At 69.9% G+C, this 24,962-nt stretch carries 28 protein-coding genes and 1 riboswitch; of the genes, 18 read left to right on the top strand and 10 right to left on the bottom strand.

The features are described 5' to 3' along the window. Window positions 1-6 precede the first annotated feature (6 nt). The 5 genes from ACVTJA_RS03885 (at window position 7) to ACVTJA_RS03865 (ending at window position 4,782) form a co-directional block, all read left to right on the top strand. A complete protein-coding gene (locus ACVTJA_RS03885) occupies window positions 7-825 on the top strand; it encodes a hypothetical protein (protein ID WP_465833871.1) in 819 nt (272 codons plus the stop codon). A gap of 7 nt (window positions 826-832) precedes the next feature. Beyond that, window positions 833-2,065, top strand: coding sequence for an MFS transporter (locus tag ACVTJA_RS03880; RefSeq protein ID WP_465833870.1), 1,233 nt, complete (start codon window positions 833-835; stop codon window positions 2,063-2,065). Continuing rightward, on the top strand, window positions 2,062-3,069 hold the full coding sequence (locus ACVTJA_RS03875; RefSeq protein ID WP_465833869.1) for an aldo/keto reductase: 1,008 nt from the start codon (window positions 2,062-2,064) through the stop codon (window positions 3,067-3,069). The genes ACVTJA_RS03880 and ACVTJA_RS03875 overlap by 4 nt, the downstream gene beginning before the upstream one ends. An 83-nt stretch (window positions 3,070-3,152) precedes the next feature. Continuing rightward, window positions 3,153-3,440, top strand: a complete 288-nt coding sequence (locus ACVTJA_RS03870; RefSeq protein ID WP_465833868.1) for a putative quinol monooxygenase — start codon at window positions 3,153-3,155, stop codon at window positions 3,438-3,440. A 16-nt stretch (window positions 3,441-3,456) separates the two neighbouring features. Further along, window positions 3,457-4,782, top strand: a complete 1,326-nt coding sequence (locus tag ACVTJA_RS03865; RefSeq protein ID WP_465833867.1) for a hypothetical protein — start codon at window positions 3,457-3,459, stop codon at window positions 4,780-4,782. A 56-nt stretch (window positions 4,783-4,838) separates the two neighbouring features. Here ACVTJA_RS03865 and ACVTJA_RS03860 read toward each other — a convergent pair whose 3' ends face one another. Both ACVTJA_RS03860 and ACVTJA_RS03855 read right to left on the bottom strand, forming a co-directional pair. Continuing rightward, entirely contained in the window at window positions 4,839-6,761 is a 1,923-nt protein-coding gene (locus tag ACVTJA_RS03860; RefSeq protein WP_465833865.1) for a TonB-dependent receptor, read from the bottom strand. Between the two features lie 662 nt (window positions 6,762-7,423). Beyond that, a riboswitch (cobalamin riboswitch) is annotated at window positions 7,424-7,620 on the bottom strand. A 35-nt stretch (window positions 7,621-7,655) separates the two neighbouring features. Further along, window positions 7,656-8,585, bottom strand: a complete 930-nt coding sequence (locus tag ACVTJA_RS03855) for a LysR family transcriptional regulator (protein WP_465833864.1) — start codon at window positions 8,583-8,585, stop codon at window positions 7,656-7,658. A 115-nt stretch (window positions 8,586-8,700) separates the two neighbouring features. Here ACVTJA_RS03855 and ACVTJA_RS03850 point away from each other — a divergent pair, with 115 nt between their 5' ends. The 4 genes from ACVTJA_RS03850 to ACVTJA_RS03835 all read left to right on the top strand — a co-directional run bounded on the left by ACVTJA_RS03850 (window position 8,701) and on the right by ACVTJA_RS03835 (window position 11,923). After that, complete coding sequence (locus ACVTJA_RS03850; protein ID WP_465833863.1) at window positions 8,701-9,168, top strand: DoxX family membrane protein; 468 nt, start codon at window positions 8,701-8,703, stop codon at window positions 9,166-9,168. Between the two features lie 32 nt (window positions 9,169-9,200). Further along, window positions 9,201-10,181, top strand: a complete 981-nt coding sequence (locus tag ACVTJA_RS03845) for a polysaccharide deacetylase family protein (protein WP_465833861.1) — start codon at window positions 9,201-9,203, stop codon at window positions 10,179-10,181. Between the two features lie 49 nt (window positions 10,182-10,230). Further along, window positions 10,231-11,067, top strand: coding sequence for an NAD(+) diphosphatase (gene nudC, locus ACVTJA_RS03840; RefSeq protein WP_465833859.1), 837 nt, complete (start codon window positions 10,231-10,233; stop codon window positions 11,065-11,067). Between the two features lie 163 nt (window positions 11,068-11,230). Beyond that, window positions 11,231-11,923 (top strand): radical SAM protein, encoded by a 693-nt coding sequence (locus ACVTJA_RS03835; RefSeq protein ID WP_465833858.1) that lies wholly within the window; start codon window positions 11,231-11,233, stop codon window positions 11,921-11,923. Between the two features lie 18 nt (window positions 11,924-11,941). Here ACVTJA_RS03835 and ACVTJA_RS03830 read toward each other — a convergent pair whose 3' ends face one another. Beyond that, window positions 11,942-12,361 carry a hypothetical protein gene (locus ACVTJA_RS03830; protein WP_465833856.1) on the bottom strand — a complete coding sequence of 140 codons (420 nt, stop codon included), beginning with the start codon at window positions 12,359-12,361 and terminating at the stop codon, window positions 11,942-11,944. Between the two features lie 11 nt (window positions 12,362-12,372). Continuing rightward, a complete protein-coding gene (locus tag ACVTJA_RS03825) occupies window positions 12,373-12,654 on the bottom strand; it encodes a hypothetical protein (RefSeq protein ID WP_465833854.1) in 282 nt (93 codons plus the stop codon). A gap of 86 nt (window positions 12,655-12,740) precedes the next feature. Here ACVTJA_RS03825 and ACVTJA_RS03820 point away from each other — a divergent pair, with 86 nt between their 5' ends. Beyond that, entirely contained in the window at window positions 12,741-13,055 is a 315-nt protein-coding gene (locus ACVTJA_RS03820; protein ID WP_465833853.1) for a hypothetical protein, read from the top strand. A 3-nt stretch (window positions 13,056-13,058) separates the two neighbouring features. Here the strand turns inward: ACVTJA_RS03820 and ACVTJA_RS03815 are convergent, their stop codons facing one another. From ACVTJA_RS03815 to ACVTJA_RS03805, 3 genes are all read right to left on the bottom strand, one after another. Next, a complete protein-coding gene (locus ACVTJA_RS03815; protein ID WP_465833851.1) occupies window positions 13,059-13,427 on the bottom strand; it encodes a hypothetical protein in 369 nt (122 codons plus the stop codon). A gap of 175 nt (window positions 13,428-13,602) precedes the next feature. Continuing rightward, entirely contained in the window at window positions 13,603-13,887 is a 285-nt protein-coding gene (locus tag ACVTJA_RS03810) for a GIY-YIG nuclease family protein (RefSeq protein ID WP_465840769.1), read from the bottom strand. Window positions 13,888-13,957: 70 nt separating this feature from the next. Next, window positions 13,958-14,200: a CBS domain-containing protein gene (locus ACVTJA_RS03805; RefSeq protein WP_465833849.1), complete on the bottom strand. Its 243-nt coding sequence runs from the start codon at window positions 14,198-14,200 to the stop codon at window positions 13,958-13,960. Between the two features lie 234 nt (window positions 14,201-14,434). Here ACVTJA_RS03805 and ACVTJA_RS03800 point away from each other — a divergent pair, with 234 nt between their 5' ends. The 5 genes from ACVTJA_RS03800 to pdxA all read left to right on the top strand — a co-directional run bounded on the left by ACVTJA_RS03800 (window position 14,435) and on the right by pdxA (window position 19,644). Next, entirely contained in the window at window positions 14,435-15,454 is a 1,020-nt protein-coding gene (locus ACVTJA_RS03800; protein WP_465840767.1) for an alpha/beta fold hydrolase, read from the top strand. Window positions 15,455-15,525: 71 nt separating this feature from the next. Then, window positions 15,526-16,524 (top strand): peptidylprolyl isomerase, encoded by a 999-nt coding sequence (locus ACVTJA_RS03795; RefSeq protein WP_465833848.1) that lies wholly within the window; start codon window positions 15,526-15,528, stop codon window positions 16,522-16,524. A gap of 74 nt (window positions 16,525-16,598) precedes the next feature. Beyond that, window positions 16,599-17,579 carry a peptidylprolyl isomerase gene (locus ACVTJA_RS03790; RefSeq protein WP_465833847.1) on the top strand — a complete coding sequence of 327 codons (981 nt, stop codon included), beginning with the start codon at window positions 16,599-16,601 and terminating at the stop codon, window positions 17,577-17,579. A 61-nt stretch (window positions 17,580-17,640) separates the two neighbouring features. After that, the gene (locus ACVTJA_RS03785) at window positions 17,641-18,609 is read left to right on the top strand and encodes a peptidylprolyl isomerase (protein WP_465840766.1); all 969 of its coding nucleotides are present in this window, start codon (window positions 17,641-17,643) and stop codon (window positions 18,607-18,609) included. Window positions 18,610-18,621: 12 nt separating this feature from the next. Next, complete coding sequence (gene pdxA / locus ACVTJA_RS03780) at window positions 18,622-19,644, top strand: 4-hydroxythreonine-4-phosphate dehydrogenase PdxA (protein ID WP_465840764.1); 1,023 nt, start codon at window positions 18,622-18,624, stop codon at window positions 19,642-19,644. On the opposite strand, the gene ACVTJA_RS03775 is transcribed toward pdxA, so the two are convergent. The 3 genes from ACVTJA_RS03775 to ACVTJA_RS03765 all read right to left on the bottom strand — a co-directional run bounded on the left by ACVTJA_RS03775 (window position 19,568) and on the right by ACVTJA_RS03765 (window position 23,089). Further along, window positions 19,568-19,885, bottom strand: a complete 318-nt coding sequence (locus tag ACVTJA_RS03775) for a hypothetical protein (RefSeq protein ID WP_465833846.1) — start codon at window positions 19,883-19,885, stop codon at window positions 19,568-19,570. The genes pdxA and ACVTJA_RS03775 overlap by 77 nt on opposite strands. A 68-nt stretch (window positions 19,886-19,953) precedes the next feature. Beyond that, entirely contained in the window at window positions 19,954-21,657 is a 1,704-nt protein-coding gene (locus ACVTJA_RS03770; RefSeq protein WP_465833844.1) for an AgmX/PglI C-terminal domain-containing protein, read from the bottom strand. Window positions 21,658-22,003: 346 nt separating this feature from the next. Next, window positions 22,004-23,089: an aldo/keto reductase gene (locus ACVTJA_RS03765; protein ID WP_465833842.1), complete on the bottom strand. Its 1,086-nt coding sequence runs from the start codon at window positions 23,087-23,089 to the stop codon at window positions 22,004-22,006. 222 nt (window positions 23,090-23,311) lie between these two features. Here ACVTJA_RS03765 and ACVTJA_RS03760 point away from each other — a divergent pair, with 222 nt between their 5' ends. The 3 genes from ACVTJA_RS03760 (at window position 23,312) to ACVTJA_RS03750 (ending at window position 24,961) form a co-directional block, all read left to right on the top strand. Then, the gene (locus tag ACVTJA_RS03760) at window positions 23,312-23,710 is read left to right on the top strand and encodes a nuclear transport factor 2 family protein (RefSeq protein ID WP_465833841.1); all 399 of its coding nucleotides are present in this window, start codon (window positions 23,312-23,314) and stop codon (window positions 23,708-23,710) included. Window positions 23,711-24,092: 382 nt separating this feature from the next. Further along, the gene (locus ACVTJA_RS03755; RefSeq protein WP_465833839.1) at window positions 24,093-24,578 is read left to right on the top strand and encodes a carboxypeptidase regulatory-like domain-containing protein; all 486 of its coding nucleotides are present in this window, start codon (window positions 24,093-24,095) and stop codon (window positions 24,576-24,578) included. A gap of 35 nt (window positions 24,579-24,613) precedes the next feature. Further along, the gene (locus ACVTJA_RS03750) at window positions 24,614-24,961 is read left to right on the top strand and encodes a helix-turn-helix transcriptional regulator (RefSeq protein WP_465833837.1); all 348 of its coding nucleotides are present in this window, start codon (window positions 24,614-24,616) and stop codon (window positions 24,959-24,961) included. Window position 24,962: the final 1 nt, after the last annotated feature.

The raw sequence follows: 24,962 nt of genomic DNA, 5'->3' as shown, positions 1-24,962 counted from the left end.
GACACCATGGGCACCAAGCACGTCTCGTCGCTGAAGCTGACCACGCAGGGCCCTCCCTATCCGCCCAGCGAAATCATGGACAAGGATGGGAACTTCATCGTCATCGGCAATGTGATTCAGGAAGACCTGACGATGAAGTGGACCGCGGCCGTCGTGTCCGCGCAGAGCCACGTCCCCGAGTTCGGCAAGCTGGCCCCGTACAAGGTGGTCCGCTACCTGTCCACGGACGAGCTCGCCACCAGCAACGAGGTCCTCTACACGGTGTCGCTGCCGCTGGCGTGCAACAACTACCCGATGGTGTTCGCGCCGGATCAGCTTCCGCACGCGCACTCCATCGTGCGCCCGTCGCTGCCGCTGCACGAGGGGTACATCCCGGACTACCGCCCCATCGACGGCCGCAAAATCACCCAGCCGATTACGCTTGGCCAGTGGTGCAAGGCCAAGGGCACCATGACGGTGGACGTGGCGGATGACTACGCGGACTTCTACTTCGAGTTCGAGGGGATGATTCCGCACAGCCTCTACACGGTGATGGGGCTGCGCCGGCACGAAATCCGTCCCAAGGACACGCAGCGTCCGGGCCCGCTGGGCATCCCCAACGTGTTCATCGCGGACGCGAACGGGAAGGCGACGTACTGGGCGCGCATCCCCGACCCGTTCCCTCCGGGGAAGGACTCCAACCGGCTCATCGACGTCATCGTGCTGTGGATGAGCTCGCAGATGAGCTGCGGCGGCGCCATCGGCCACCACGGCCTGGGCGGCGACGTGCACGCGCAGCTCAAGTCCGGCCCCGCGCCGTTCGAGGGGCTGGAGACCCGAGGCTAGCCTCCCCATGACCACGGAAAAGAGCACGAAGTGGGCGGTCCTCACGCCCTGCGCGGCGATTCTGCTCGCGCTGGGCTCCATCGTGATGGTGCAGCCCATCTTCCAGTTCATCGGGGCTGACTTCGGGCTGCCCATCACCGACGTCCGCGTCTCGTTCAGCTACTGCAGCCTGGCGTACGCGGTGGCCTTCTTCCTCCTCGGGCCACTGACGGACCGGGTGAGCCTCACGCGCATGGCGACGTTCAGCGCGCTGGGGCTCGCGGGCAGCGTGGCGCTGTGCGGGCTGGCGCCCAACTTCACGCTCTTCAACGCAGGCATGTGTCTCATGGGCGCGTTCGCCGCGGGCCTGGTCAGCCCCATGTTCCCGTACATGACGCGCATCGCTCCTCCGGGGAAGGCGGGCGCGTACCTGGGGCTGTGCCTCAGCGCCACCGTGACGGGCCTCATCGTGGGCCGCACGGTGCTGGGCATCCTCACCGGCCACTTCGGCTGGCGGACCGCCATGGTGAGCTACGCGGCGCCGGCGCTGCTGGTAGCCGTGGCGCTGGTGCGCGCACGGGCGCTGCCGTCCATTCCCGGGGACAAGCCCTCGCTGGCGGGCCAGTACACGCGGACGCTGAAGCTGCTGACGATGCCGCGCATCGTCCTGCGCTACCTCGCGGGCTTCCTGCTGTTCTTCGCGTACCTGGGCACGCTGACGATGCTGACGTTCTACCTGGTGGCCCCGCCGTTCGGGCTGACGGTGGCGCAGCTCGGGTGGCTGAGCCTGGCGGGCATCGGCGGCGCGGTGATTGCGCCCAAGGCGGGCGCGCTGGCGCAGCAGTACGGCGCCAGCCGGGTGATTCGCGCGGGCGTGGTGATGGTGCTGGTGTCGTTCGGCATCATGCTCGTGTTCCAGAACATCCCCGCGGTGACGTTCGGCGTGCTGCTGATGTACACCGGCGTGTACGCGTGCCAGCCGGCGGTGTTCTACGACGTCACCACGGCGATTACGCCGCAGCAGATGGGCGCGGCGTCGTCGCTGTATCTCCTGAGCTGCCTGTCCGGCGGCAGCTTCGGCAGCTACACGCTGGGCCCGGTGTGGCAGCGCTGGGGCTGGAAGGGTGTCATGGCCGCGGCGGGCGCGGCGACGCTCGGCACGCTCGTGCTGGGCTCGCTCGGCGCGGGGCAGAAGGCAAAGGCGGAGAGCTTGGCGGCCGGCGCCGTGCGTGGCGACGGACTCGCGGGAGGAAAGTCATGACGAAGGCGGGAAACACCGTGTGGACGGGCAAGCTGGGCCAGAGCACCGTGCCCCGGGTGGGCCTGGGCTGCATGGGCATGAGCGAGTTCTACGGCGACTCCGACGAGGCGGAGAACCTCCGCATCCTGTCGAAGGCGTTCGAGCTCGGCTACGTGCACTTCGACACGGCGGACATGTATGGGAATGGCCACAACGAGCAGCTGCTCGGCCGCTTCCTGAAGACGGTGCCCCGGGAGAAGGTGTTCCTGGCGTCCAAGTTCGGCATCGTCCGCGACGGGCCCGGTGGCCTGTCCCGCACGGTGAACAACCGCCCCGAGTACGTGCGCGAGGCCTGTGACAAGAGCCTCGCGCGGCTGGGCTTGGACTACCTCGACCTGTACTACGTGCACCGCCGCGACCCGAACGTGCCCATCGAGGAGACGGTGGGCGCCATGGCCGAGCTGGTGAAGGCCGGCAAGGTGCGCGCCCTGGGCCTGTCCGAGGTCAGCGTGGAGACGCTGCGCCGGGCCCACAAGACGCACCCGATTGCGGCCATCGAGACGGAGTACTCGCTGCTGTCGAGGGACCCGGAGGCGGAGCTGCTGCCCACGTGCAAGGAATTGGGCGTGGCCTTCGTGGCGTACAGCCCGCTGAGCCGGGGCCTGCTCACCGCGGAGCTGAAGCCCAACGACGTGAAGAAGAACGGGGACGTGCGGCAGTTCCTCCCGCGCTTCGCCGGGGACAACTTCAACCGCAACCTGGCGCTGGTGGCGAAGCTGCAGGAGATTGCCGCCGAGCGGAAGTGCACGCCGTCGCAGCTCGCCCTGGCCTGGGTGCTGGCGCGCGGGGAGCACATCCACATCATCCCCGGCACGCGCCGCGAGAAGTACCTCATCGAGAACTTCGGGGCGGGCTCCATCCAGCTCAGCGCCGAGGAAGTCGAGCGAATCACTCGCACCATCGACGCGTCGCAGGTCGTGGGCACGCGCTACCCCGAAGCGGCGATGCAGGGAATCGGCCGCTGACCCTCGCGGCCGGTGTATGACATCGGCCGTAACCCTTCCCGGCCGGTGCTGTGCATCGGCCGTTGCCTTTTTGGAGACGTGACATGGCGGACGAACGACTGGAAATGACGGCCTTCATCACCGCGCGGCCCGGCAAGGAAGCCGAGCTCAAGGTGGCCCTGCGGGAGGTCGTGGCGAAGACGGTGGAGGAGCCCGGCTGCATCCTGTTCAAGATTTTCGAGGACCTCGAGAACCCGGGCCGGTTCGTGCTCTGGGAGATTTTCGAGAACAGGGAGGCGCTGCGTGTCCACATCGAGAAGGACTACACGAAGGCGTACTTCGCCACCGGGTTCATGGAACGGACCCAGGTCATGAAGCTCAAGAGCTTCTGAGCGGAAGCCCGCGCCCATGAACCGTCCCCGAGCCATGCCCGTCCTAGCCGTTCCCACCACGCTCGCGCTGTTGCTGGCACCTCTCGGGGCCACGGCCACTCCTGAGCCGGCAGCGCAAGCCGCTGCCGCGCAGGAGGCTGCTCCCGCCTCCGTCGCCGCCGGTCAGTCCACCGCGGAGCAGCCCGCGGCAGCCCAGGAGGCCGCTCCCACCTCGGCCGCCGCGGCACAGCCTTCCGCCGCTCAGCCGGCTGCCGCGGCGCCCGCGCCGACGTCCGTGCTGCCGGCGTCGCCCCCCGCGGCGCCTCCGCTGACGTTCCGCCTCCAGGTCCGTGTGAATACGCTGGCCAAGGGCGGGCCGCGTCACACGCTGCTCGACGACTACCGCCTCGACTCCATCCTGGCCGTGCCGGGCGTGGGCGGGCAGCTCTCGCCGTGGTTCTCGTATGTGTTCAGCGCGGTGGGCTACGCGGAGAACTTCGACTCGGCGCAGGCGAAGCTGCTCGACGCGGCGGGCATGTTCAAGGTGGCCGACTCGCTGCAAATCTGGGCGGGCCGGTTCGTGGTGCCCTTCGACCGCTTCAACCTGAGCGGCCCGTTCCGCAACCTCATCTGGGACTATCCGGGCATCTACGGTGGCGCCCGCCGCGTCGGCGGTGAGAACGGTCCCTTCGGACGCGACACGGGCCTCTCCGTCTGGGGCTCCATGGCCAAGGGCCTGTTCAAGTATCACCTCATGGCGCACCAGCTCGAGCGCAGCGAGGTGGCTCCGCGCTTCACCGGCCGCGTGAGTGTCAGCCTGCTGGACCGTGAGCCCGGCTACTTCGTGCAGAGCTCGTACCTGGGTGAGAAGGACGTGCTCGCGTTCGGCGTGGCCATGCAGTACCAGCACAAGGGACGGACGTGGACGCCCGCTCCGGCCCCGGGCACGCCGGCCCCCGCGCCGGGGACCGCCGCGCCGACGCAGGTGGACAACCTCTCGGCGGTGACGGCGGATGTCTTCGCCGAGAAGACCTTCGGAACCGCCGGCACCGGTACGTTCGACGCGGCGTACTACCAGTACGACGAGCACCGGCCGTACCGGCGGGCATACGCCATCACCGCCGCGTACCTTCCCCGGCTGAAGCTGGGCCCGGGGAAGACGCAGTTCGGCGTGCGCTGGGAGCAGGCGTTCGCGAGCAGCTTCTCGCCGCAGCTCTCGGACGTGAAGGGCGTGGACCTGTCCGCGTCGTACTTCCTGAACGGCTACAACCTGCGCATCGGGCTCGACGTGGCCCGGCAGTGGCTGGGCACGAGTGGCGTGTCGAACTCGGTGTCCGCCGGGTTCCAGTACTCGCCCCAGTGAGCGCGGAGTGCTTCACCCACGGCGGCGATTTCTGCCCCGCCGTGGGTGGATGTCTGTCATTGGAAGTAGAGCGTCACGGTGGCCTGCGCGTTGAGCGGGGCTCCTGGCGTGAAGTGGAGGTCCTCGCAGCCCTCGAAGGCGCCCGCTTCGCTCTGCGAGGCGCGCGTGCCGCCCGGGCAGCTCGCGGGGCCTGTCTCATCGCGCAGCCGTGAGACGTTGGCGAACTGTGCCTCGCGCCATGACGTGTCGAGCAGGTTCTGCACGCTGACGCTCACCTCGTACCAGCGGCGGCGGTAGCCAAGGCTCGCGTCGACGCGGGTGAAGCCCACGGCGACCAGTTCGCCATCCTCGGTGGCGGGCCTGTCGCCGATGTGCACCGCGCCGAGCCTCCCGAAGACGCCGCTGGGGTGTACCGCGGAGACGCCTCCCGCGAGCATCAGCGTGGGCGCGAGCGCCACCGCGTCCGCGTTGCCGGCGTTCTGCACGTAGGTGGCTCGGGTGAGCGTCACGTCCGCGTCCGCGTGGAGCCAGGGGAGCAACCGGGCTCGGGCTTCCAGTTCCACGCCTCGCCTGCGGGTGGGGCCTCGTGGCTCGGTGGTGCCGTCGTCCCCGACCCAGACCAGCTCGCTGTCGAGGTTGAGCTGGAAGAGGGAGGCGGCGACTTCGAAGGCCTCCAGCGGCCGGACGCGTGCGCCCACTTCCCCGCCCCGCGCCCGGGTGAGCGGCGTCACGGCCTCGGTGCCTCGCACGACTCCGCGTGCGTCGTTGGAATGGAAGCCGTGGCCGTAGTTCAGGTACAGCTCGGTGGAGGGCAGTGGGCTGAGCACCACCGCGGCCTTGGGACTGACTCGGGTGGCGTTGCGCACTCCGGAGGTCCGCGTGTCGAGCGTGGACAGCTCTTCCAGCCGGTCCCTCACGTCGAAGCCGAAGTGGTCCACTCGCAGGCCGGCGACGGTGCGCAGCCAGGGCCGGAGCTGCGCGTCCGCCTGGACCCACAGGCCGGTGCTGGCCTCCTGCACATCCGCCTCGATGACGGGCTTCAGCCGCTCGCGGCTCGCCGAGTACCAGGCGCCATTGGAGACCTGGTCGTTGCGGAGCTGGGCTCCGAACTGGAGCTCCACGGGGAGCGAGCCCCAGTGCCGCTCCAGCCGGTAGCGCGCGTCGAGGCCGAGCTGCGTGCGCGTGTCCGCCTGCTCCAGCATGTCTCCCAGCTCCGGGTCGCGGCTGAAGAAGGTGAAGTCGGAGAAGAGGCGCATGCGGTAGCGCGCGAGGTAGACCATCACGTCGAGCGCGTCGCCCCGCTCGCTGCGCGTGGTGAAGATGGCCTGAAGCGAGTGGCGATCGCTCGAACCTCCCTCGGCGGGGTCCACCGCGTCGAAGGCGCTCAGGCGGCCGTCTCGCACGGCGCGCTCAGGAATCTGCCCGCTCGCGTTCCAGCCGCTCGCGTACGAGGTGAGGGCGAGGGACAGGCTGGTGCGCTCGGAGAGGCTGCGCGTCACGCGTGCGAAGAGGTTGTAGCGCTCGAGGCCCTCGGGGTTCTTGAAGGGGCCGTTGGTCGCGTACACCTGTGCGGCCACGAAGGGGCTCCAGCCTTCGGCTTCGGGAGCGAGGACGAGGAGGCCTCTCAGCGTGTCGAAGGCTCCGGCGCCGAGCGTCACCTGGTGCGATTCGAAGTTGCGGCGGGTGACGAGGTTCACCGCTCCGGCCGTGGCGAAGTCTCCGTACGGGGCGAACCAGGTGCCCTTGTGGACTTCGACGCGCTCGACCAGCTCGGGGATGAGCCAGTTGAGGTCCGCGTAGCCCTGCCCGTGTCCGTGGCTCACGAGGTTGACGGGCACTCCGTCCACGAAGAGCGCGAGGTCGGTGCCGTGGTCCGCGTCGAAGCCGCGCAGGTAGTACTGGTTCGCCTTGCCGCCTCCCGCGTGCTGCACGGTGAAGAGGCCAGGGACGACCTGGAGCACGTCGGCCGGACGGCGCACGACCTGAAGGCGCAGGTCGCGCTCGCGTGTGGTGGAGGATGAAGCGGCCGCGTAGGCACGGCGGGCGGTGACCTTCGTTTCGAACTTGGGTGAGGCGTCCTCGGAGGGCGACGGGTCCTGTGCCTCGACCGCGGGTTGTGACGTCTCCGCGGACGACGGAGCTTGCGTCTCGGCTTCTGGCTGTTGCGACTCAGCGGCGGACGGTTGGGCCTGTGTTACTGCCTCTGGCTGTAGCGACTCAGCGGCGGACGGCTGGGTCTGTATTCCTGCCTCTGACTGTGACGTCTCGACAGGCGGCGCGTCCCGCACTGCCGATTCAGCAAGGGGGGCCTCGGGAGGCGGTGCTTCCCGCTCCTCCTGCGCGATGGCGGGCCAGGCGGCGAAGACTCCCACGCCAAGAAGCGCCAGGGGGACGGTGCCGCGCCTTCTGCGGTTCGGATTCGTCTCTCGTGTCGTCTGCTGCGGTGCCACGGTGCGACTCCCTCGTGTTGGGAGCCTGCCGAGCGGAGGACGGGACACGGGGAGCGGGGGCACTCGGCGCGCAGGAGCACACGGGCCACGAGGAGCGGCGATGGCGGGCAGGCGGACGAAGTCCCACGTCCCTGTCCACCTCCCCTCGGAGGCTCCAGGTGGCCGCTCCGGATGTCTCCCGGAGTCGGGCCTCGGCAGGTCTTCGGGCTCGTGAGCGGGCGCGACGGCGGGCGTCGCGTCTTCCTACTGCTCGCCGCTTCCCAGCCTCCATGAGGAAGCCAGTGCTTGGGTGGCGAGGTTCGTTCTCACTGACCGCTGCGGGGCAGCCCCGGATTCACACCGGGTTCCCTTTTCAGCCCCGCGCCCGGCCTGGGACACGGAGCACCGATGGCGCGCGCACCGTAGGTGCGGGCTGGGGAGGTGTCAAACAGGAGCTTCCTCCTCCGTCGCCGGGAACCACTTCGCCGCCTTCGCGGCGATGAAGTCGAGGAACGCACGCACGTGCGCGGGCATCGCGGTGCGGCGCAGATACACCGCGGAGATGAAGCGCGGCGCGGGGCGGAACGGTGCCAGCACCCGCACCAGCTTCCCGGACTCCAGCTCCTTCGCCACGAGGTACTCGGGCAGTGCCGCGATGCCCATTCCCGCGAGCGCCGCCTCGTGCAGCGCCGGCAGGCTGTTGCATCGGAAGCGGCTCTTCGGCGGACGTACCTCCTGCGTGCGCCCACCGTGCCTCAACTCCAACGGCCGCGCCGCCGGGCCTCGCTGGGGCAGCAGCACCTCGTGGCCCGTCAGCTCCCTCGGCCTCCTCGGCATCCCCTGCTCTCGCAGATACGCCGGGCTCGCGCACAGCACGTAGGGCTGCACGCCCAGCTTCCGCATCACCAGCGCGCTGGGCTCCAGGCGAGGCGCGATTCGTAGTGCCACGTCCACGCCACCCTCCACCAAATCCACCATCGCGTCCTCCAGCACCAGCTCCAGGCTCACCGCCGGATTCTCGCGGAGGAACTCGTTCACCATGGGCACCAGCACGTGCTGCCCGAAGAGCACCGGCGCCGATACCCTCAGCGTCCCTCGCGGGACTCCCTGCTCCGCGAGGTCCCGCTCCGCCTCGTCGAGCGCTTCGAGGATGCCTCGCGCGTGCCCCAGGTAGCGCTCGCCCGCCGCGGTGAGCTGCAGGCGCCGCGTGGTGCGCTGCACCAGCTCCGTGCCCAGACGCTCCTCCAGCGCCGCCAGCTCGCGGCTCACCGCCGAGGGCACCTTCCGCAACACCCGCGCCGCTCCGGCGATGCTCCCCGCCCGAGCCACCTCCACGAACGTCCTCAGCGACTCGAAGCGGTCCCGGCTCGCCATGATTCGTGCTCCTCCAGCACGAATGTCGTGCATCCCTGACGCCTGTTCAAGCCGCACCTCGTGACGCATTCAAGAGCGTGTGACGACGGCACCCGCCGTCGCGAGGAGGAGAAGCATGAGTCCCCAGAATCATGACGTGGCCCACCTGACGGATGCCCAGCTCGCGCACGGCGTGCTCCGGCTGGTGTTCGGCACCAACATCACCGTGCATGGCCTCGTGCGCGTGGGCGCGCCCGGCAGCTTCGCCGATGCGCTCGTTCCGGCCTTCGCCAACACCCCGCTACCCGAATGGAGCGTGCGAGCCTTCGCCATGGGCCTGCCCTTCGTCGAGCTCGCGGTGGGCCTGTGCATCCTCCTGGGCCTGCGCCTCCGCGTCGCGCTCGCCCTCGGCGGTGCCGTCCTCGCGTCCCTCACCTTCGGCGAGTGTCTGCGCCAGGAGTGGAGCGCCGTGGGCCTGCACCTCAGCTACGCGCTGGCCTACTACGTCCTCCTCTCTCGCGCGGCCGATGCCCGCTTCACCGTCGATGGCCTGCTGCGCTCACGCCACGCGGTGCGCTCCGTCGAAGCCCCTGCTCGGGCCTGAAGTCCCCATCTTCCGAATCGGAGTGTCCCATCATGTCCCTGTCCCGCCGTGAGTTCGTCGCCCAGACCGCCGTGGCCGGCGCGGCCGTTGCCGCCACCGCCGCCGCCTCGCCCGCACCTTCCGCTCCCCGCTCCACTCCGAAGGCTCGCAAGGCGGAGACGTGGCCGAACGGCGCTCGGCTCGCCATCTCCATCTCCATGCAGTTCGAAGCCGGCGCCCAGCCCGAGCGCGGCGCGAGCGGTCCCTTCCCCACCATCGACTCGCGCTACCCCGACCTGCCCACCGCCACGTGGTACGCGTATGGCTACAAGGAGGGCCTGCCCCGGCTGCTCGACGTGTTCGACCGGCAGGGCGTGAAAGTGACGTCGCACATGGTCGGCGCCGCCGTGGACCTCAACCCCGGGCTCGCTCGCGAAATCGTCCAGCGGGGACACGAGGCCGCGGCCCATGGCCAGACGTGGACGCCGCAGTTCTCCATGACTCGCGAGGAGGAGCGCGCCTCCTACGAGGCCAACGTCCAGAGCATCCTCCGCGCCACCGGCACCCGCCCCGTGGGCTTCAACGCCTTCTGGATGCGCGGCACGCCCAATACGCTGCCGCTGCTCCAGGAGCTCGGCTTCCTCTACCACATCGACGATGTGAGCCGGGACGAGCCCTTCCTCGTCCCCGTCAACGGCAAGCCCTTCGCCGTCGTCCCCTACACGCTCGGGCTCAACGACATCGTCCTCTTCGAGGAGCGCCACTTCAGCGCGGACCAGTTCGCCAGCGAACTGAAGCTCGAGTTCGACGCCCTCCTCGCCGAGTCCGCCACGCGCCGCCGCATGATGTCCATCAGCATGCATGACCGCATCGGCGGCCGCCCGGCGCGTGCCCGCGTGCTGGAGGAGTTCATCGCCTACGCGAAGCGTCAGCCCGGGGTCTGGTTCGCCCGCAAGGACGAGCTGGCTCGCATCGCCCTGGAGAGCCCCCTCACCCCGCGCGAGGGCACCCTGGCCACCGCCGCCTGGCCGTGACATACGGGACGACTGCACACGGGCCTTCTGCCCGTTAAGGTGCCTCTCCGTGAGCACCGTCCCGAACTTCGTCCCCGGCCATGAGCCGCCCTCCCGTCCCCGCGACGGCGCCCTCCTCTTCCTCGCCCGAGGCATGGACGTACTCGTCCAGGAGCACGAGGGCGCCGTCTCCATTCCCACCGGCGCCGCCTTCCCCGAGCTCGCCGCCGACGGCCACTTCCTCGGCGCGCTCGACGGTCAGGACTGCTACGCCGCCACCCTCCCCGAGAGCTTCACCCCACCCGAGGGCTTCAAGAAGGTGCCCGGCCGCTCGCTCTACCGGCGCCTGGACGACGCCCGCTTCGCCGTGGTGGGCCGCGCCATCTCCATCATCGAGTGGGAACTCACCCACCGCTTCTGCGGCCGCTGCGGCACCCCCACCCAGCTCGTCCCCGGTGAGCGCGCCCGCCGCTGCCCCGTGGACCACACGCCCTTCTACCCACGCATCGCCCCCGCCATCATCGTCCTCGTCACGCGCGGCGACACGATGCTCCTCGGCCGCAACGCCACCTTCCCCGAGCCCATGTTCAGCACGCTCGCCGGCTTCGTGGACCCGGGCGAGACGCTGGAGGAGTGCGTCGCCCGCGAGGTGAAGGAAGAGGTCGGCATCGACGTGAAGAACATCCGGTACTTCGGCTCGCAGCCGTGGCCCTATGGCCGCTCGCTGATGGTGGGCTTCACCGCCGAGTACGCCGGAGGCGACATCACCGTGGACCCGAAGGAAATCGCCGAGGCCCACTGGTTCACCGCCGACAACCTCCCCCGCATCCCCCCGCGCATCAGCATCGCCCGCCAGCTCATCGACTCCTTCGTCGAGCGCATGAAGGGCGCCCCCGCCTCCTCCTGACGGCAAGCCGCCTCCAGAGGGCCCGCCCGCTCCCCCGCCCTGGGAATGAATGCCGCGCGTCAGCGCCGGCGTTACCGTGCGTCTTCAGGGTTCCATGCTTGACGGCATGGGCCGAGTGGGGTTGAAGCGCCCGCCCCCTAGAAGAAGACGGACCGAAGAAGCCATGCCCGCAGCGCGCCCGCACATCGAGCCCCGCCTCGTCCCCTCCGCCGACTCCGTGGTGGTGAAGGAGATATACCTCTCCGTCCAGGGCGAGTCCTCCCACGCCGGCCTGCTCTGCGCCTTCGTCCGCCTCACCGGCTGCCACCTGCGCTGCACCTACTGCGACAGCGAGTTCGCCTTCCACGGCGGCAAGCGCATGCAGAACGCGGACATCGTCGCCGAGGTGAAGGCCCTCAACACCCCCAACGTGGAAGTCACCGGCGGCGAGCCCCTGCTCCAGCCCGGCGTCTACCCGCTGATGCAGGGGCTGCTCGACGCGGGCCTCAAGGTGCTGCTGGAGACGAGCGGCGCCATCGACGTGCGGCTCGTGCCTCCGGCCGTCCACAAAATCGTGGACATGAAGACGCCGTCCTCGGGCGAGCACTCGCGCAACGACTACCGCAACTTCACGTCGATGAACGCCAACGACGAGCTCAAGTTCGTCATCGGCTCGCGCGAGGACTACGAGTGGTCGAAGGCGCTCATCGCCGAGCACCGCCTCTTGCAGAAGCCCTACGGCATCCTCTTCTCCACCGTCTACGACAAGCTCCACCCGCGCCAGCTCGCGGAGTGGGTCATCGAGGACAGGCTCTCCGTGCGCTTCCAGCTCCAGATGCACAAGTACCTCTGGGACCCGAACGCGCGCGGCGTGTGAGGCCCCCGGGGCACCGCCTCACGCGAAGCCCACCCGCACCAGCCACAGGCCGCACAGCACCAGGTTCAGCAGGCCCAGCCACAGCGCCACCCGCGCCTGGGTGCGGCCCCGCTCGGGGCCGATGCCCCAGCTGATGCGCAATGACTCGCGCAGGCCCAGCACGAAGCCGCACATCCCCGCCACCAGCGTGGGCAGGGGCAGCACCGAAACGGGCATGCACGCCAGCCCCAGCACGTTGAGCCCCAGCGCCACCTGCACCACGCGCGACGGCCGCGCGTTGCGCTTGAGCCACGTCACGCAGGGCTCGCAGTAGGGGGACTCGCCGACGACTTCCGTGCAGGCACCGCACAGGAAGCTTCCGCAGCGCGCGCAGGTGGCCACCGCGGCCACGTCCGGGTGGCTGGCGCAACGGGCCCCGCCGGGCGCGGACACCGTCACGTGAGGCGCCTTCAGAAGCCCGGAGGCGGGACGTGGGAGGACAGCTCGTTCAGCCCGTGCGCGCCCAGGCCGAGGAATACCGCGGCGAGCACCGTGCTGGCCATGAAGCCGGCGACGATGAGCCCCTTGCGCGGGTGCTCGAACTGGCTGAACGCGTAGAACACCACGTAGCAGGGGATGAGCAGCACCATCACCCCCGTGCCCACGCTGCGGCGGAACGCGTGATTCAGCAGGATGACGGCGCAGACCAGCGCGACGAGTCCGAAGAGGATGGCGAGCGGAAGCAGCGGCACGCCCTCCCCTTAGCATGTTCCACTTCTGGCGGCCGCACCGTGCGCATATTAAGCAGGCCCGACGTCAACCCGCCGAGGTGCCTGCCATGAACACCGCCAAGACACTGCTCAACTTCGTGCTCGTGGGAGCCCTGCTGGGCATCGTCGTCGCCTCGTGGATGGGCCCCGCCTTCCTCGGCTGGTACAACGAGACGCCCTTCGCCACGCAGACGGTGTGCAACCTGCCGCAGGTGATTCGCGGCACCACGTCCTCGCTGCTCACCTACCAGGCCGCCGGGGCGGGCATCGGCGCCTTCGTCATGCTCATCCTCGGCGTGCTCTTCGTGCGCCGGGCCGGCCGCCGCGCCCGGGAGCAGGCGGGGCGGACGCCGCCCGCCGCCACGCCCCCAGCCACCGCCTGACGGCTACTGCACCCGCACCAGCACCGCGGGCGACGTGCCGAGCACGCCGCCACCCTCGTTGTCCGTCACCGTGACGGCGATGTTGAACGTCGCCGACGCCGGCACGTCGGGCGCCGTCCAGGTGGGGTTGCGCGAGTGCGGGTCGCTGAAGTGGCCGGCGGGCTCGGCCGGAATCTGCTCCCAGTCGAAGGTCATCTCGTCCCCGTCCGGGTCCATCACCTCCAGCTCCATCACCACGTTGCCACCCGGCGCGACGATGAGGGGATTCGGGCGCGGCCCCACCCTGACCTCCGGCGAATTGTTGGCGCGGCACCCGAGGCCGAGGCCCCCCAACGCCAGCGCCATGATGACTCCCGAAGACAACCGAGACATGAACTTCCCCCTGAGAAGGATGGCCCTACCCTAACGCTTCGGCGGACGGGGGTGTATCGGCCACCCTTCCCGAAAAGTCCGGGATTCCATGATGGAGGTCACACGGCGGGCCGAAAGGTCCACCACCGGTAGTCACCCCTGCTCGCCAGTCCGAGAGGCGACGTCAGGAAGCGCCTTACTCGCGGCGCACGGGAGTCTTGTGGCGGCGAGCGGGCGCCTTGCGGCGCGAAGAAGAGGCAGCGGCCACGAGAAGCAGCTTGTCGCCCCGAGACAGGCGTTTGATGGCGGCCTCGCGGCGCAGGGCCGCGCCTCGGTCTCCGACGGTTTCGCTCCACACCAGGGTGACGGGGAGGCGGGCGCGCGTATACGCGGCCCCTCGTCCCCGGCCATGGGTGGCGACCCGGCGCTCCAAGTCGTTGGTGGCACCGGTGTACAGCGAGCCGTCGCGGCAGCGCAGCATGTAGACAGACCAGAGGGGTGTTTCGTCCGACACGGCGGGCGCACTGTACCGCCACCGCCGGCCGGATGCCTCACTCCTTCCCCGGCACCAGGGCCCGGCGCTTCTTGCCAAGCCGTGGCAGGTGCAACTGAAACCTCAACAACCTGAATGGGGGCCGCTCGCGAGGCGGAGGCTTCACCCGCGCCATGACATGCGACACCGGCGCGAGGGGGTCCCTCCCCCACGCCTCGAGAATGTGTGCCTCACTCACCAGTCCCAGCAACCCTCCCCCCTCACCCACCACTCCCAACATCCGCACCTGGTGCCGCTCCATTTCTCGAAGGGCACGCAGGAGGGTGTCTGTGGGAAAAACGGTGGCGATGAAGGAGGACAACCTTTCCTTGAAAGCCCGGTTTTGCCTCATACAACGTCCTCCCGCCTTTACGCGCACATCTCCCTGCAACAGCCCTGCCGGGAGTAGGAGAGGTGGTCATTCAACACAGCATGGCGCCACGGACGCGCTTAGACTGGTTGGGTGACACGCAGACAGGGAGCGCGGCTGGGACGGATGGCGGACCTCTTCTCGCGGACGATGGCCCGCGGCAAGGAGGGGCTGCTGACGCTGAGCTTCCGGCCAGACGAGCTGTACCGGGTGCCCACGGACGACGGCGCCGCGATTGCCATGGGGCGCTACCACCCGAGAGGCGAGCGCCGCTTCGCGGAGCCCGTCATCCTCTGCCACGGGCTGGGCGCCAACCGCTTCCACCTGGACTTCGACGAGCAGTACAGCATGGCCCGCTACCTCGCCCGCGCGGGCTTCGAGACGTGGGTGCTGGAATTGCGCGGCCGGGGGCTGGCGGGCGACTGCCACGACTTCAACTTCGATGACCAGGCGGAACACGATGTCCGCACCGCGGTGCGAACCGTCCTGTCCACGGGGGCGAAGGAAGTGCTCTGGGTGGGACACTCGAAGGGCGGCCTGACGCTCTACGCGCACCTGGCGAAGAACCCGGAGGCGCCGGTGCGCGCGGCGGCCGTGCTCGGCAGCCCGTTCACCTTCGCGGTGCAGCCGGGGCTGCGCACCTTCATCTCCAAGGTGGAGCCGCTGTTGAGGCTGAAGTCCATCCCCACGGGCCGGGTGACGAGCATCGCCCTCTTCGGCGCGCCGCCGGGGCCGCTCAGCCGGTACATGATGCTGGCGGAGAACATGGAGCCGGACGTGGTGCGCAAGGCGCTGGCCAACGTGCCCGCCAACGTGTCCGGCGGCGTGGGGCGCCAGTTCGCACGCTGGATTTCCACCAATCGCTTCACGTCGTACGACGGGGGCTTCGACTACCGCGAGTCCCTGCACCGGGTGCGCATCCCCTTCCTGCTGCTGGCCGGGAGCAAGGATTTGCTCGCCCCGCCCATGGCGGTGGCGCGGGCGAAGGAGCACCTGGGCGGGCCGGTGAAGTTCCTCGTCGCCGGGAGGGGACACGGCTTCGGGGCGGACTACGGGCACGCGGACCTGGTGCTGGGCCGCCGGGCGCCGGACGAAATCTTCCCCCTGGTGGAGGCGTTCCTCTCCGCGCACGCGACCCGCTCGTGAGGCGGACTACAGGGCGAGGGGCCCCGGGTTGTCGCGCCCTGTCCGGCGTGCTACCGGGAAGCCCCTTGCGCATGTCCGTCCCCGTTCGCCTCCTGACACTCGCCCTGCTGGTGCCCGCCGCGTGCGGCCGGACGCCCCAGGAGGGGCACGCGGACTTCGACCTGCACCACACAAGGCGGGCGGGCGGACAGGCGGTGGCCCGCTGGAGCGGCGACGCGGTGACGGCGGAGGAGCTCTCCCGTCGCTTCGAGGAGATGAGCCCCGCGCTGCGCGAGCGCTACCGGGACACCCAGGCCCGGCGCGAGTACGTGGAGTCCGTGGCCCGCTTCGAGCTGCTGGTGCGCGACGCGCTCGCCCGCGGGCTGCAGGACGACCCGGAGGTGGTGGAGGCCACCAAGCGCGCGCTGGTGAATCGGCTGATGCGCGCGCAGCTCGAGGAGGCCTCCGTGCAGGTGACGGACGCGGAGCTGGAGGCGGCCTACGCCGCGCGCCGCGACGACTTCGTCCGCCCCGAGGCCGTGCGCCTGTCCCACGTCTTCCTCGCCGCGCCGCGCTCGGAAGCGGCCCGCGTGGCGGACGCGCGCAAGCGGGCGGAGGCGCTGCTGGCGCGCGCGAAGGCGCTGCCGGAAGGAGACTTCGCCGGCTTCGGGACGCTCGCGCGGGAGAACAGCGAGGAGCCCCGCACGGCGCCGCTGGATGGTGACTTGAGGTTCCTCGCCGACGACGCGCTGGCCCAGGCGTACGGGCCGGAAGTCGCGGCGGCGGCGCGGGCCCTCACCGCCGAAGGCGCGTTGAGCGGCGTGGTGCAGACGGACGCGGGCCTGCACCTGTTGAAGCTGCGCGCCCGGCGCCCCGCGCTGAACCTCACCCTGGACGACGTGCGCGAGGAATTGCGCGTGCGACTGGAGGGCGAGAAGCGCTCCCGCGCATGGGCCGAGTACCTGGCGCGCGTGGAGAAGGGGCTGTCCTTGTCCGTGGACACGGACGCGCTCGCGAAGGTGCCGCTGGACGTGGCGGCGCCCATGAAGAAGCCCTCCGGCCCCCTGCCCGGCACGGTGCCCGCCCCATGAGCGCCCGCTTGCCCTTTCGCACTCCCGGCCCCACCCATGGGAGTCGCCCCTATTCTTTCCCGAGGCACCTGAGCATGCGCTTCCATCCCACCCGTGCGCTCTTCGTCCCACTCGCCCTGCTGCTGGGCGTGGCCTGCCACAAGCCGCCGAAGGAGGGGCCCGACGCCAACGTCGTCGCCTCCGTGAATGACGAGGTGCTCAGCCGCGCGGACTTCGAGCAGGAACTGTGGCGCGAGCTGGCCTCCACGGAGGCGCCGCAGCGCACGCCCGAGGAGGTGGAGCCCTTCAAGCGGACGCTGCTGGACACGTGCATCCACCGGATGCTGCTGCTCCAGGCGGCGCGGAAGAACAACATCACCGTCGCCGACGACGAGGTGGACCGGGGCGTGCTGCGGCTGTCCGGTGACTACCCGGCGGGCAACTTCAACGAGGTGCTCGCGCAGGGGCAGCTGTCCATGGCGGAGCTGCGTGCGCGCGAGGCGAGCCGGCTGACGATTGAGAAGCTGTTCGCCAACCACGTCTACTCGCGCGTGGCGGTGACGGAGGAGGAGCTGCGCGCGTACTACGCGGTCAACGAGACGGACTTCAACGAGCCGGAGCAGGTGCACGCGGCGCAGATGGTGGTGAAGGGGCTGGACGAGGCGCGCAAGCTCCAGGCGCAGCTCAAGGCGGGCAAGAAGTTCGCGGACCTGGCGCGCCGGTATTCCCTCAGCGCGGACGGCAAGGTGGGGGGAGACCTCGGCTTCTTCCCCCGCGGACAGATGCCCCCGGCCTTCGACGAGGTGGTATTCAAGCTCCCCGTGGGGCAGGTTTCGGATGTGGTGTCCACCGAGTACGGCTACCACCTGTTCCGCGTGCTGGAGCGCAAGCCGGCGCGCAAGCGGGAGTTCGGCGAGGTGCGGCAGCTGGTGGAAGCCAGGCTGCTGGAGAAGAAGCGGACGGAGGCCCAGGAGGCCTTCGAGAAGGAGCTGCAGGAGAAGGCGCAGATTCAGGTGAACGAGGCCACCCTGCAGGCCATCCGCGGGAAGCCAGCGCCGCAAGCGGCGGCGAAGTGACGGAATGCAAGGCCGGGACGGGAGTTGGACGGGCCCGGTGGAGTTCGGAAGGATGCGTGAGATGAAGAAGCTGGTGGCACTCATGGCGGCGGCGGCGCTGTTCGGCGGCGGCACGGCGGCGCGCGCGGAGATGGTGGACAGGGTGGCCGCGGTGGTGAACCGCGACATCATCGCGCTGTCCGAGGTGCAGCAGCGCGTGGCCCCGGAGCTGTCGCGCATCAACAACCCGGACCCCAAGAAGCGCGCCGAGCAGCGGGCGCAGCTCATGAAGACGGCGCTGGACACGCTCATCGGCGAGAAGCTGATGGAGTCGGAGATTGCCCAGCTCGGCATCACCGCCACCGAGGCCGAGGTGGACGAGCTTGTCAACGACGTGCGCCAGCAGAACAACATCACCGAGCCGGCGCAGTTCGAGCAGCTCCTCGCGGGTGAAGGCCTCACCATGGCCGCCTACCGGGACATGCTGCGCAAGCGCATCCTCCGGGACCGCCTGCTGCGCATCAAGGTGGGCCCCAAGGTGAAGGTCACCGAGGAGGACCTGAAGGCCGCCTATACGCAGTACGCGCGCATGGAGAGCGAGGACTCGGAGGTGCACGCGCGCCACATCCTTGTGCAGGTGGACCCCAAGGCCACGCCGGAGCAGGTGGAGGCCGCGCGCAAGAGGGCGGAGGCCATTGCCGTCGAGGCGCGGCGTCCGGGCATGGACTTCTCCGCCCTGGCGCGGGCTCGCAGCGAGGGCCCCAGCGCGGCGGACGGTGGCGACCTCGGCTGGTTCAAGCGCGGCGTCATGGTGCCGGCCTTCGAGAAGGTGGCCTTCACCCTCAAGGAGGGCGAGGTCAGCGAGCCGGTGCGCACCAACTTCGGCTGGCACGTGCTGAAGGTGGAGGAGAAGCGCGCGGTGGCGGCCACCTCGTACGAGGAGATGCGCCCGAAGCTGGAGGCCAAGCTGTACCAGGAGAAGACGGAGAAATTCCTGGAGCAGTACGTGGCCGAGCTGCGCTCGAAGGCCAGCGTCGAAGTGAAGATGTAGACTGCACGCGTGGTGAGTCTTCCTCTCGTCGGCATCTCCCTGGGTGATGTGTCGGGCATCGGGCCGGAAGTCACGGCCGCGGCCCTGGCGCTCCCCCCGCTGCGCAAGGCGCTCGTCCCCGTCGTCTTCGGGGACGGGCCCACCCTGGAGCGCTTCCCCGTCTTCCGCCGCTACGCGCGCGTGGCCCCTGAAGAGCTGGGCCGCGTGGATGGGCCCACCGTGGTGGAGGTGACGCGGCTGCACGAGCAGCTGCGCGTGCCGGGGCGGCCCTCCACCGAGGGCGGCCGCGCCCAGTACGCGTACGTCATGGCAGCCATCGAGGCCATGCGCGCGGGACACGTGGACGCGCTGTGCACGGCGCCGGTGTCGAAGGAGCAGATTTCGCGCGCGGGCATTCCCTTCATGGGACACACCGAGGTGCTGGCCGACGCCTTTGGCGTGGACGTGCTCATGATGATGGACGGGCCTCGCGTGCGGATTGCGCTGGCCACCAACCACGTGCCCGTGTCGGCGCTACCGAAGCTGCTCACCGTGGAGAAGCTCACCGCGCAGCTCAAGCTGCTGTCGCGCAGCCTGGAGCCCGTGGTGGGCCGGCGCCCTCGCATCGCGGTGCTGGGGCTCAATCCCCACGCGGGCGAAGGCGGGCTGCTGGGACGCGAGGAGGTGGAGGTGATTGGCCCCGCCATCCGCCGGGCGCGCTCGGCGAAGGTGGATGCGGACGGGCCGATTCCCGCGGATGGCCTGTTCGCTCGGCCGGATGAGATTGCCGGGAAGTACGACGCGGTGCTGGCCATGTATCACGACCAGGGGCTCATCCCGGCGAAGGCGCTGGACTTCGAGCGCACGGTGAACGTGACGCTGGGGCTGCCGGTGCCTCGCACGTCGCCGGACCATGGCACCGCGTATGGGATTGCGGGCAAGGGTCAGGCGAGCTGCGTGCCCATGGTGGAAGCCCTGCTCAAGGCGGCGCAGCTCGCCACGGCAGGCGCGCGAGGTGCTCGACGAGGTCCTCGCCGTCCTTCTCGGGGGCGATGAGCTGCACGTGCGCGCCCTTGCCGCTGCTGGGGCTCACGAGCACGCTGACGCGGCCCTGGGGGCAGTAGCCGAAGCAGCCGGCCGGAATCACCTCCGTGCTTCCGGCGAGGCCGCGCTCGGCGAGCGTCTGCTTGAGCCGGCGCGGCAGGTCCACGCCCCCGGCGCTCGCGTCCAGGCGCATCAGGCAGCGGTGGCAGACGTGGAGCTCGGTGGGCTCCTCTTCCTCGGCTCCGCGGGACATGGCCGGGGAAGAATAGAGGCGCCCCGGCCCCGCTGCTCGTTCGTTCTCGTCCGTCCTCGCTCGCCTGGCTAGAAGACGAACGGGAAGAGGATGGGCTCCTCCATGCGGACCTGGTGGACCGGGAACTTCCAGCGGCGCACCACGTCCTCGATGCAGTGCGCAAGCGGGGTGGCCTTCAGCGTGTCCGTGTCCATGGACACGCTGGACGTGTCGCCGCTCGGGAGGATGGACCAGCGCACCATGAAGCGGCCGCCCTTCTCCACCGGCGTGCCCTGGGCATGCTGGCGAAGGCAAGCGGTGATGGCCGGCTGGTTGGCGACCACCACGGCCTTCACGTCGTCCGGCGTGAGGGACTCCTTCGCGTCCGGAGCAGGCGGGATGTAGACGGTGCGCTCGGGCTGCTTGGGCGTCTCGGGCTTCGACTCCGCGTCGTCGGTGAAGCCGAGCTCACGGGCGAAGTCCTCGTCGAGCTCGGACTGCTGCTCCTCGGCCTCGGCGGCCTGCGCCTCGTCGGCGGGTGTGGACTCTTCGTCGGCGCTGGCTTCGGACTCGTGGAAGTTGAGCTCGCCAGGCCCGGCCTCGGTGTCGGCCTCCGTGTCGGCGGCGGGGCGTCTGGCCACCACGGTCTTCGTGGCCTGTTTGCGCGCGGAGGGCATCTGGAGCGCGATGGTGCCCGTCTGGCCGCTGGTGAGCGTGGTGCCTCCCACGGCGGAACCGTTGAGTGGCTCGGATGCGGACGGCGAGGCGCGCAGGTTGTTCGCGGCGCCCTGCATGTCGGCCTGCGCCGTGGAGAGTACGGTGGTGGAGACGGAGGACGCGGCCTGCTGTGCGCCGATGGCTTCGGAGGTCACCGGGGCTGACGTCAGCGTCACCGGGGCCGCGGTGTTCTGCGCGGGGGCTACGCTTGCCCGCGCCGTGCTGGCGCTGGCCGCTGGAGCTTCCATCGCGGGTTGCACGACTGGAGCCGGAGCACTGACAGGAGCCGCCCGCACCACGGGCTGGGTCACAACATGTGTCTCCGACGCGTGCTCACGGAAGTGCAGGCCCGCGACCACGAGCAGGCCCGCCGTGAGCGCGCCCACCGCCGCGGCACCGAAAAGTGAACCGGGTTTCATGCCGGCGATGCGCTTCGGCTCGACGGGCGCGGGCAGCGGCATGGCCCACTGCTGCGGCACCGCGTGGTGCGGCGTCCACGCGGGAATCGCCGCATCCGGAGGCGGAGGTGCAATCCCTGGCAGCAGGATGCCTGGATACGAAGGAGCACGGACCTGCTGCGCGGACGCAGGCTCGCTCCACGGCGTCGCCGGTTGGCCGGCCGCGTCCGTTCCCTCGGGCGCGTACACGGGTATCGGCTCCACCGGAGTGAGCATCGCCGCGAAGGGCGTCGTCACCTTCGCGCCCGGCGACGCGCGCATCCACTCGGGAATCTCCACCGGCGGCTCCTCGGGCTCCGATGGTGGAGTCACGTTGAGGGCGGGCGGAGGCAGCGTCTCCAACCACTGCGCCTCCTCCTCCGCCAGGTCGAGCAGCTCGCGCATGCCCTCGGCGGCCGTCTCGGAGGATTTCGGTTCCTGCGCTCTCGGCGCGGAGTCCTGACTCGGACGCACGAACAGCTCGCGGTCCAGGTACGCGTCGAGGTCACCGTCGAGCGCTTCCTCCACGCTCAGCGGTGCGCCCGGCACCGGCCCATGCACTCCCGCCGGCCCCGTGCCCGGCGTCCCCATCCCCTGCCCCCGAAACTGCCCCTCGGCTCCAGACAGAAGCTCGCCCACACACCCTCCCGACCCGCGCGACATCCCGGCCCTACTCGCGCCAGGGCCAGCAACGTAGGGATGGGTCCCGAGCGCGCCACCCGCGACTGTCCTGCCCACAACGCTCTGCCCCGCGGACGGACCGCGCCTGTCCGGTGCATCACCGAGCCCGCACACGTCGGGGCCGAACCACGCATGCACGCCGACATCACGCTTCGGGCGTCAGCGGTTTTTCACACCCGCGATGCCGAAGATTTCCGCGCGTCGTGGAACGGCAATGCGGTTGCGATTGTGGCGCAGGCGCTCCGCACACGGGCCGGCGCGGCGCGGAATGGAACGTCCATTCCGCGAACGGCGCGGCGCCAGGCTACCAGCGCTCCTTGTCGGACTTCGGTGCCATGGGCCACTCGGGTGCGCTGACGCCATTCACCGAGAGGCCGCCGTGCATGAACATGGGCGCGCCCTGGAGGAAGCCCGCTGGGAAGTTCAGCGTCGGCGTGGACGCCTCATCGAGCGCCTTCACGTGCTCCGGCTTGAGCTTCACGTCCAGCGCGCCCAGGTTGTTGTCGAATTGCTCCAGCGTCCGCGCGCCGATGATGGTGGACGTCACGCCCGGCCGGCTCTGCACCCACGCCAGCGCCACGCGCGCCACCGTGGTGTCCAACTCCTTCGCCACGCGCTGGAGCACGTCGATGATGCCGTACGTCTTCTCGTTCAGCGCGCTCTCCGCCCACGCGCCGCGGTCCGCCTTCTGCTTCCCCGCGTTCTCCCGCGTGTACTTCCCACTGAGCACTCCACTCTTCAGCGGAGACCACGGTGTCACCCCAAGCCCCAGCTCGCGCGCCATGGGCAGCAGCTCGCCCTCCACCGTGCGCTCCAGCAGCGAGTACTCAATCTGCAGCGCGACCAGCGGCTCCCACCCACGGAAGTGCGCCGTCACCTGCGCCTGCGCCACCTTCCATGCCGGCGTGTCCGAGACGCCCACATAGCGGACCTTCCCCGAGCGCACCAGGTCATCCATCGCTCGCAGCGTCTCCTCAATCGGCGTGTGCATGTCCCAGCAGTGCATCCAGTACAAGTCGATGTAGTCCGTCTGGAGACGGCGCAGCGACTCCTCGCATTGGGACACCAGCGACTTGCGGCCCGCGCCGCCGCCGTTCGGGTCGCTCGGGTACAGGTTGCCCAGGAACTTGGTGGCGAGGACCACACGCTCGCGCTTGCTGGGGTGCCGGCCCAGGTGGTCGCCAATGATTTTCTCCGAGTGCCCACGCGTGTACACGTTGGCCGTGTCGATGAAGTTGCCGCCCCGCTCGAGGAAGCGGTCCATGATGGCGTTGGACACCTCGACGCTGCTGCCCCAGCCGAGGTCCTCGCCGAACGTCATGGCACCGAGGCAGAAGGGACTGACGCGCAGGCCGGAGCGGCCCAGGGTGACGTAGTGATTCAGCGGCATGAGTGCTCCCGTGAGGAGTGAGGGGATGACGCGGGGCCGTGCACTAACCCGCCCCCTCGTGCACCGCCACCGGGCCGCGGAACGATTGCCGCGCACGTGACGCCTTTCTGGCGCGCGCACGAGGAAACGTGCTGAAACCCGCGCATGCCCCGTCTGCTCCTGTTCGTCTCGCTGCTGGCAGCCTGCGCATGCAGCCACCCTCCCCTTCGGAGCCCATCCGCCATGAACCCCGAGCCCTCTCGTGCCCACCGTGAGCTGCTGGAGTTGGAGCGCTCCGTCACCCAGGCCATTCGCGAGCGCAATGCCGCCCGGCTGCGCGAGTTGTTACCTGCCGACTTCGTCTTCCGCGGCACGGGGGACGTGGAGACGGACCGCGAGGGCTTCATCTCCAGCGTCGCCGCCATTCCCGGAGACATCCTCGGTGTCGAGATGGTCTCCCTGCACGCCCACGCCTTCGGAGACACCGGTGTGCTCACGGGCACACAACGGGCCCGCGTGCGACTGCCCGACGGTACCGAGGTGACGGACCTCCAGAACTTCACCGACGTGTGCCGGTGGCACGACGGGAAGTGGTGGATGGTCCTGGCCCACAGCGTGCCGGCCGCGCCCGAGGCTCCCTGAGCCTTGCCGCCTCGCGCGGGTGTCAAGGCACCCTCGCGGCGCAGGCACCCGTGCCGCACCGCGCAGACACTCCAGTTCAAGTGAGACGTCTCACCGTGCACGGCCCCGCCGGGCGGGGCCCACGTCGCTCGCCTCACACCTGAAGGGAGGCGTCTGGTCTCCCTGGTCGAGCCCGACGTCCCAGGTTGTACATCCGTCCTGAGAGCCGATTCCTGCTGGACAACCCCGCCAGCACCGCCAGAGCCGCAACTCCCCCGCGTGTCCATTTTGCGCGCCCGGGGGGGTTCACATGCCGCATTTCCACGGAACGCGCCGGTGGATGTTGCCGGCGCGGGGCTCGGATTGGCTCGTGGTTCCAGCCATTCATTCCGAGTCTCAAGAGATGAAACACAACCGTGTGCCGGATGTCTTCATCACCTCGTCTCTGGAACATCTGCTGACCACATCCGCCGCGCGCACGCTGTATTCGATGTACGAGACGCTCGGTGGCGGCTCGCCGCTCGGGCTGTCCGGACTGGAGCGCAGCCGGTACGAGCAGCGGCTGAAACAACGCATCAGCGAGGCCTTCCTCCACGGGGAGCTGGTGGCGCTGGAGGTGGAGCGGCCCGTGCTCGTGCCGCCTCCCTGGGCGGAGGTGCCGATTCTGCGGCCCGCGGAGCCTCCGATACCGGAGCCGACGTGGCTGGCCGTCCAGCTGAAGGACCCGCAGGGTCAGCCCGTGCCGCATGCGCGGTACGTGGTGACGCTGCCGGATGGCTCCACGCGCGAGGGCACGCTCAACAAGAACGGCTACGCGCGCGTGGACGGCGTGAATCCGGGCAAGTGCCAGGTGAGCTTCCCCGAGCTGGAGGATGAAAGCTGGAGCTGACGTGGCCGGGAGGCTGGGCTAGCTTTCGCGGCGCCATGGCGACCTCGGACAGTGAGCGGACGGCCTCTCCCTCCTGGACGTTCCTGACGAATCACGCGCACGTGCTGCTGTGCATCGCCGCGGACCCCGAGATCCGCCTGCGCGACGTGGCCACGCGCGTGGGCATCACCGAGCGCGCCGTCCAGCGCATCGTCAGCGACCTCGAAGAGGCGGGCTACCTCCAGCGCGAGCGCGAGGGCCGCCGCAACCACTACACCGTCGCGAGGGAGCTGCCGCTGCGACATCCCATCGAGCGGCATCACAACGTCTCCTCCCTCCTCTCGCTGGTGGAGGAGGAGGCGCCGCCACCGGCACCTCCCGCTCGGGGACGCGGCAAGCGCTGAC

The organism is Pyxidicoccus sp. M6 (assembly GCF_055568925.1).
The sequence above is the reverse complement of the archived record's forward strand: the minus strand, read 5'-3'. Positions and strand labels throughout refer to the sequence as shown.

Bases quoted from the DNA above. Each gene is read 5' to 3' on its own strand.
- ACVTJA_RS03815 (WP_465833851.1), bottom strand. From the start codon at position 13,427: ATGTCTCGGTTGTCTTCGGGAGTCATCATGGCGCTGGCGTTGGGGGGC.
- ACVTJA_RS03790 (WP_465833847.1), top strand. From the start codon at position 16,599: ATGCGCTTCCATCCCACCCGTGCGCTCTTCGTCCCACTCGCCCTGCTG.
- ACVTJA_RS03870 (WP_465833868.1), top strand. From the start codon at position 3,153: ATGGCGGACGAACGACTGGAAATGACGGCCTTCATCACCGCGCGGCCC.
- ACVTJA_RS03810 (WP_465840769.1), bottom strand. From the start codon at position 13,887: ATGCTGCGCTGCCGCGACGGCTCGCTGTACACCGGTGCCACCAACGAC.
- ACVTJA_RS03845 (WP_465833861.1), top strand. From the start codon at position 9,201: ATGTCCCTGTCCCGCCGTGAGTTCGTCGCCCAGACCGCCGTGGCCGGC.
- ACVTJA_RS03835 (WP_465833858.1), top strand. From the start codon at position 11,231: ATGCCCGCAGCGCGCCCGCACATCGAGCCCCGCCTCGTCCCCTCCGCC.
- ACVTJA_RS03875 (WP_465833869.1), top strand. From the start codon at position 2,062: ATGACGAAGGCGGGAAACACCGTGTGGACGGGCAAGCTGGGCCAGAGC.
- ACVTJA_RS03805 (WP_465833849.1), bottom strand. From the start codon at position 14,200: ATGGAGCGGCACCAGGTGCGGATGTTGGGAGTGGTGGGTGAGGGGGGA.
- ACVTJA_RS03855 (WP_465833864.1), bottom strand. From the start codon at position 8,585: ATGGCGAGCCGGGACCGCTTCGAGTCGCTGAGGACGTTCGTGGAGGTG.
- ACVTJA_RS03755 (WP_465833839.1), top strand. From the start codon at position 24,093: ATGAAACACAACCGTGTGCCGGATGTCTTCATCACCTCGTCTCTGGAA.
- ACVTJA_RS03750 (WP_465833837.1), top strand. From the start codon at position 24,614: ATGGCGACCTCGGACAGTGAGCGGACGGCCTCTCCCTCCTGGACGTTC.
- ACVTJA_RS03760 (WP_465833841.1), top strand. From the start codon at position 23,312: ATGAACCCCGAGCCCTCTCGTGCCCACCGTGAGCTGCTGGAGTTGGAG.
- ACVTJA_RS03885 (WP_465833871.1), top strand. From the start codon at position 7: ATGGGCACCAAGCACGTCTCGTCGCTGAAGCTGACCACGCAGGGCCCT.
- ACVTJA_RS03785 (WP_465840766.1), top strand. From the start codon at position 17,641: ATGAAGAAGCTGGTGGCACTCATGGCGGCGGCGGCGCTGTTCGGCGGC.
- ACVTJA_RS03800 (WP_465840767.1), top strand. From the start codon at position 14,435: ATGGCGGACCTCTTCTCGCGGACGATGGCCCGCGGCAAGGAGGGGCTG.
- ACVTJA_RS03775 (WP_465833846.1), bottom strand. From the start codon at position 19,885: ATGTCCCGCGGAGCCGAGGAAGAGGAGCCCACCGAGCTCCACGTCTGC.
- ACVTJA_RS03880 (WP_465833870.1), top strand. From the start codon at position 833: ATGACCACGGAAAAGAGCACGAAGTGGGCGGTCCTCACGCCCTGCGCG.
- ACVTJA_RS03820 (WP_465833853.1), top strand. From the start codon at position 12,741: ATGAACACCGCCAAGACACTGCTCAACTTCGTGCTCGTGGGAGCCCTG.
- ACVTJA_RS03865 (WP_465833867.1), top strand. From the start codon at position 3,457: ATGAACCGTCCCCGAGCCATGCCCGTCCTAGCCGTTCCCACCACGCTC.
- ACVTJA_RS03850 (WP_465833863.1), top strand. From the start codon at position 8,701: ATGAGTCCCCAGAATCATGACGTGGCCCACCTGACGGATGCCCAGCTC.
- ACVTJA_RS03765 (WP_465833842.1), bottom strand. From the start codon at position 23,089: ATGCCGCTGAATCACTACGTCACCCTGGGCCGCTCCGGCCTGCGCGTC.
- ACVTJA_RS03795 (WP_465833848.1), top strand. From the start codon at position 15,526: ATGTCCGTCCCCGTTCGCCTCCTGACACTCGCCCTGCTGGTGCCCGCC.